This window comes from uncultured Clostridium sp. (assembly GCF_934754925.1).
GTDB lineage: Bacteria > Bacillota > Clostridia > Clostridiales > Clostridiaceae > Clostridium.
Map to the genome: position 1 here is coordinate 1 of NZ_CAKVJA010000075.1, position 6,333 is coordinate 6,333.

At 25.9% G+C, this 6,333-nt stretch carries 6 protein-coding genes; 2 read left to right on the forward strand and 4 right to left on the reverse strand.

All coding sequences use genetic code 11. The features are described 5' to 3' along the window. The 4 genes from Q0G30_RS13585 to Q0G30_RS13600 all read right to left on the reverse strand — a co-directional run. Positions 1–181, reverse strand: a 181-nt coding sequence (locus tag Q0G30_RS13585; RefSeq protein ID WP_294391120.1) for a Wzz/FepE/Etk N-terminal domain-containing protein, incomplete at its 3' end; no start/stop codon positions are given. A gap of 107 nt (positions 182–288) precedes the next feature. After that, the gene (locus Q0G30_RS13590) at positions 289–885 is read right to left on the reverse strand and encodes a sugar transferase (RefSeq protein ID WP_294391124.1); all 597 of its coding nucleotides are present in this window, start codon (positions 883–885) and stop codon (positions 289–291) included. A 94-nt stretch (positions 886–979) separates the two neighbouring features. Further along, on the reverse strand, positions 980–2,161 hold the full coding sequence (locus tag Q0G30_RS13595) for a DegT/DnrJ/EryC1/StrS family aminotransferase (protein WP_294391127.1): 1,182 nt from the start codon (positions 2,159–2,161) through the stop codon (positions 980–982). After that, positions 2,161–4,071 carry a nucleoside-diphosphate sugar epimerase/dehydratase gene (locus Q0G30_RS13600; RefSeq protein WP_294391130.1) on the reverse strand — a complete coding sequence of 637 codons (1,911 nt, stop codon included), beginning with the start codon at positions 4,069–4,071 and terminating at the stop codon, positions 2,161–2,163. The genes Q0G30_RS13595 and Q0G30_RS13600 overlap by 1 nt, the downstream gene beginning before the upstream one ends. A gap of 598 nt (positions 4,072–4,669) precedes the next feature. Between Q0G30_RS13600 and Q0G30_RS13605 the strand changes: the two genes are divergently transcribed. Then, positions 4,670–5,341, forward strand: a complete 672-nt coding sequence (locus Q0G30_RS13605) for a response regulator transcription factor (RefSeq protein WP_294391133.1) — start codon at positions 4,670–4,672, stop codon at positions 5,339–5,341. 751 nt (positions 5,342–6,092) lie between these two features. Beyond that, a partial coding sequence (locus Q0G30_RS13610) for a prepilin-type N-terminal cleavage/methylation domain-containing protein (protein ID WP_294391136.1) occupies positions 6,093–6,333 on the forward strand: 241 nt, incomplete at its 3' end.

The window sequence follows — 6,333 nt, forward strand, 5'->3', positions numbered from 1 at the left end:
CTTTAAACATGTTATCTTTATCACCCACAAATATTTGCATACTTGCAGTATAACTTGGTTTATATTTTGATACTTTATAAGTTGCTAAAGAGTTCAATGCTAATGTAACAACTATAATTATCCAAAATCTCCTTTTGAAAATGCATATTAGCTCATCTAAATCAAATAATTTATCTATCATCTTCATCCTCCTGTCGTCTGTTACTATTCTGTAAAGCAGTCCCCAAATTTAAATTCTTATATTCCTTGATTTATTTATATTTATTACTTCCCCAATTACTTAACTACTTAGTTTGTCCCATTAAAATATTCCATTGTAACACTTTCACTTTGGTTAATACCTTCCCTTTTAATAACCTTCCAAAAAGTTAAAAAGAAAATTTTAATATCTAACCATAAGGACCAATTATCTACATACCAAACATCAAGCTTAAACTTTTCACTCCAAGTAATAGAATTTCTTCCATTTATCTGTGCCCATCCAGTAAGACCTGGAAGCACTTCATGTCTTCTTATTTGTTCATCATTATAAAGTCCTAAATATTGAACTAATAATGCTCTTGGGCCAATTAGACTCATATCACCTCTTATAATATTTATAAGCTCTGGCAACTCATCTAAACTAAAACTTCTTAAAAAGCTTCCAAGCTTTGTAACTCTTTCATTATCGCTAAGTAAATTACCATTCTTATCTCTGGCATCCCTCATTGTTCTGAATTTAATCATCTTAAAAACTTTGTTATCTTTTCCAACTCTTTCTTGAACAAAAAACGCCGGTGATCCAAGATTAATTTTTACTAATATATAAATAATTAACATCAATGGTGACAAAATAATTAGTGCTACCAATGATATAATAAAATCTAATATTCTTTTTATAAGCATATTTCCCCATCCTTTTTTATGAATAGTCTTCTTCCCCTAAATCCTACTCATACCAACCCCTAATTTTTCACATCTAAATTAGTATTTTCTTAATTTAAAATAATCCCTTAATAATTTTAATAATTCTATTAATTTCTTCATCACTCATCTTAGTATCAGAAGGTAAACATATTCCTCTATTAAAAATATCTTCTCCAACACTAATTTCTTCATTATCATTATCCTTAAAGAAATCATACTTTTCATAGAAAGGCTGCATATTCATTGGTTTCCATATATGTCTTGATTCTATATTTTCCTTTTCTAACTCTAAAATAATATCAAGTGGTTTAACCTTTGATTCAGGACTTAATATTCCTATACTTAACCAATAATTTGGTTCACCATATTCACATATCTTAGCCATTTCTATATCTTTAATATCCTTAAATGCTTCTTTATATTTTTCATATATATATTTCTTTTTATCTATTCTTTCATCTAAAACTCTAAGCTGCCCTCTTCCAATTCCAGCAACAATATTACTCATTCTATAGTTATATCCTAACTCTGTATGTTGATAATATCTTTCATTATCCCTAGCTTGAGTTGCCCAAAATCTTGATTTCTTTATTCCTTCTTCATCATTAGAAACAAGCATTCCACCACCTGAAGTAGTTATTATCTTATTACCATTAAAAGAATAAATTCCATACTTACCTATTGTTCCAGTTTGTTTTCCTTTATAAGTTGCTCCAAGGGATTCTGCTGCATCCTCTATTACTGGAACATTATATTCATTACATATAGCCATAATTTCATCCATTTTAGCTGGCTGTCCATAAAGATGAACTACTATTACTGCCTTTGGTAACCTTCCTTTTGCTGAATATACTTCAAATGCATTTTTTAATGCTATTGGTGACATATTTAAACTGTCATACTCAGCATCTATAAATACCGGTTCCGCTCCTTCATAAATTATTGGATTACAACTAGCTGCAAAAGTTAATGATGAACAGAAAACTACATCTCCAGCCTTTATATCTAAAAGCTTAATGGCTAAATGTATTGCTGAAGTTCCAGAAACTAATGCTGATGCATGATCTATTCCTACATATTCAGCAATTTCCTTTTCAAAATTATTTACATTAGGTCCAAGTGGCGCTACCCAGTTTGTATCAAAGGCTTCTTTTACAAAAGTTTCTTCTAGCCCTCCCATATGTGGTGATGCTAAATATATTCTTTTATTTTCTTTCTTAATTTCTTCTACTTCTTTATTTTTTAATGCTTCCATTACTCTTTACCCCCTATTGTAACTGCTGCTTCTTCTAATACTTTTTTATTGTTATAGAACTCTGGTGAATTATATGTTGGGACTATTTCCTTTAACTTATCCTTTAACATATTTTTATTTCCTATCTTAGCAACAAATAATAAATCATCTATTTGTTTTATTATTTTATTTAGTGATATAGTTTCTGGCTTATCTATAAATATCTTATTGTGTGCTGTTTTTGTTAGGTTATCATTATTCATTAATAATTCTTCATATAATTTTTCTCCTGGTCTAAGGCCTGTTATTTCTATTTTTATATCACTATTTGGAGTATATCCTGAAAGTCTAATTAAGTTTTCTGCTAAATCATAAATTTTAACTGGTTTACCCATATCTAAAACAAATATTTCTCCACCTTTTGCATATGCACCAGCTTGAAGTACAAGTTGAGCTGCTTCTGGAATAAGCATGAAATATCTAGTTATATCTTTATGAGTTAAAGTTAGTGGTCCTCCATTTTTAATTTGTCTTTTAAATAATGGAATTACGGAACCATTACTTCCTAATACATTACCAAATCTAACTGCAACAAATTCTGTTTTATTTCCTCTTTCATTGTTAACAGCTTGAACTATCATTTCACATAGTCTCTTTGTTGCACCCATTACATTAGTTGGATTTACTGCCTTATCCGTTGAAATTAAAACAAATTTTTCTACTTTATATTGGCTAGCAAGTTGTGCCATATTTAATGTACCTATTACATTATTTTTTATTGCTTCAGATGGATTATCTTCCATTAAAGGTACATGTTTATGAGCTGCTGCATGGAATATTATATTTGGCTTATAGGCACTTATTATTTGACTTAATCTTGCTTTATCTCTTACTGAAGCAATTATTACCTTTTTATTTAAATTTGGTTCATTGTATGATAATTCATTTTGCAAGTCATATGCGTTATTTTCATATATATCTAATATTAAGAGTAACTTTGGATTAAATTTAGCAATTTGCCTACATAGTTCTGATCCTATTGAACCTCCACCACCAGTTACTAAAACGATTTTGTTATTTATATATTTCTCTATACCTGACTTATCTAATTTAACCTCTTCTCTACCAATTAAATCTCTTAAATCTACATCCCTCATTTTATTAACTGATATTCCTTCTTCTAAAAGTTGATAATATCCTGGTATAACTTTGACTTTTGCTGTAGTTTTGCTACATATATCTAATATTTTAGATTTTGCTTCTCCATCTATCTTTGCTATTGCAAATAATATTTGATCTATATTTTCTCTTTCTACTATTTCAACTATATTGTCTCTATTTCCTAATACTTTAACTCCATTTAAAAGAGTATTTAATTTTGCTTCATCATCATCTATAATTCCTATAATGTTATAATCATTACTTTTTTCTTTTCTTATTTCACTTATAATTGTTGAAGCACAGTCTCCTGCCCCTATAATAAGAATGTTATATTTACCTTTAGTTCTATCAGCTACAGAATATGTTAAACTTCTAGTTAAAACTCTTAATGAAAGTCTAACTCCTGTAAGTCCTATCATTATTATTATTCCAGCTAATATATTACCTACTACTGAAATTGTATTTGGTATAATTAATGTTATTAATGTAACTAATATACATGCTGATATCGATGCTACCATTGTTTTTGTAAGTTCATATGCACCTGCATTAATCCAAATACAACTATACATATTATTTAATTTTAGAAGTAATACATAAGTAATTATTGATATGACTATATTTGCTAATGCTCCTATTGTTAAATTAGCATTATCTACATTTAATAGAGCCAATGTAGTATAAACCAACACTATTATTGATATATCAACTAATAATAATATTAAGTTTTTTTTTCTTCTGCTTAGATTTAATAATCTTAAATCTTGCAAAATTACTCCCCCCTCATAATTATTGTTTATTTATGTAAATTTTTTAGTACCCTCTTATGCCAAAACATAATATTATTTACCATTTATTCTCATATAGATTATATATTTACATACTTTATAGGTAAATTACCTATTGGTTTTACAATGTAAACTCTACTTTTTATTACTACGTAAAGTAACTCTCCTTATAATCACTTTTGTAAAACATAGTAGTATTTAATGCTACTACTTTAGTAGTAGTTTGAGGCCTTTGTAATCATTTTCCTTAATTCTTATATTGTTTTTTAATATAAATTTAAATAAATATCATTATTTTAAGGTAATTTTTTTAAAATAATACAAATTTTATGAAATCATCTTTTTATCGTTAAATTTCTATATTTATTTAAATATTATTATTCTTATAGTAATTTTATTACTTTATTTAATACTAAGTATTGCTACTTTTTAATTAATACTTAGTGTTAATTCTTTTATATATTATGAATACTTCCAGAGTGTAAATTTTTACATTTAATGTAATAAAGAATAGACTTTTACATTTTTTGATTGTATAATTTTAATAGAAATTTATGTAAATTATGCAAGGGGTGATTAAATGAAGATTTCTATATTATGTAAATATCCTGTAATACATGAAGGAATTAAATCAATATTAAAAGATAAGTATCAAAGTATCACCTCTTTTACTTCTATTGAGGATTGCTTTAAAGCATTAGATAATCCGGATAATGAGCTTATAAATGATACTGAAGATACTATCTTAATTATTACTTTATTTAAGGAAGATTTAAGATCAGTAGATAACATATTATCTGTTAAAGATAATTATTCTAAACTTAAATTATTAATTGTTGATTTTAATGAAAGTAAGGATATGTTCTTTAAAGTATCAAAATTAAACGTTGATGGGTATATGCTTGGAACATTTGCTGAAGAAGATATTAATTATGCTCTTCATAAAATTTCTACTGGAACTAAGTTTTATGATAGAGAACTATTATATAGGTTAGTAGAAGATGAACCTGCTGCAACTATTACTGGAAAAAGCAACTTAGGAACTCCTCTAACTAGAAGAGAATTAGAAATTTTATCTCAATTATCTAACGGATTAAGTAATTTTGAAATTTCTAAAAATCTTAATATAAGCGAAAATACTGTAAAAAAACACATTAGTAATATATTTATAAAGATAAATGTTAAGGATAGAACTCAAGCTATAATTTATGCTTATGAATCTGGATTAATTGCTAAACCTTTATTTTTATAATATTAAAGCTACCTGTATAGGTAGCTTTAATAATTTTATAAAGAAAATAGCTTATTTTTATTTTTAAAAGGATTTTAATCTATTTTATTTAAGCTTTACTTTTTAATAATATAAAATTATTAAAACTATAAACCTAAAATACTATTTTTAATATACAAGATAGTCCTTTATCCCCTATGACTTGTTAACAAGTGTATTACACATAACTTTAGTAATCTCCTGATAAATCTCTTTATCATTCTTATTGCAGTATGTCTAAATAGAAAATATCCGAAGCTATGCTTAATATTAATCTCAGTTAATATTAAAATACTATCTCGAACCATCATGTGCATTTATAAAGCTTTTCTTATATACAAATAGCACTTTCAAAAATTAATATCTCTGTTATTTCCTAAAAATAACTACGCATACTATATATCTTGAAAGAAATAGATTAAAACCCTTAAAGAGATAACATTATAAATTATAAATTTTAAATTAAACATAGAATACAACAAACATATTATATTCACTTTTCATTTAAAACTTATAAATAATAAATTTATTTATCATTTGTTATCTCTATTATTGTTTTATCCTTTTTGAGGATAATTTATTCATATTTTTTTAGAGTTTTTTACAAAAATATAAGTTTTGTAATTTTTTTTTATATTTTTTTGAATATCTGATTTATTTATAGTTCATACTTTGAAAAGAATTATTTCATGAAATATTCATATTTTTATTATTTGTTAAAGGAGATGAAGCCTTGTTGAACTTAAAAATTAAAACTCTTAAATCTAAAAAAAAGAAAAAAGGATTTACTTTAATTGAACTTGTTGCTGTATTAGCTATTATTGCAATTTTATCTGCTGCATTTGTTCCTAAAGTAGGTAATTATATTACTGAAGCTAAAAAGGTTGCTGTTTTAAATGAAGCTAAAACTGTTGTCACAGCATATGAAGGCGCAAGTTATAAACTTAATAAGGATGAAAGTATTACTATATCTG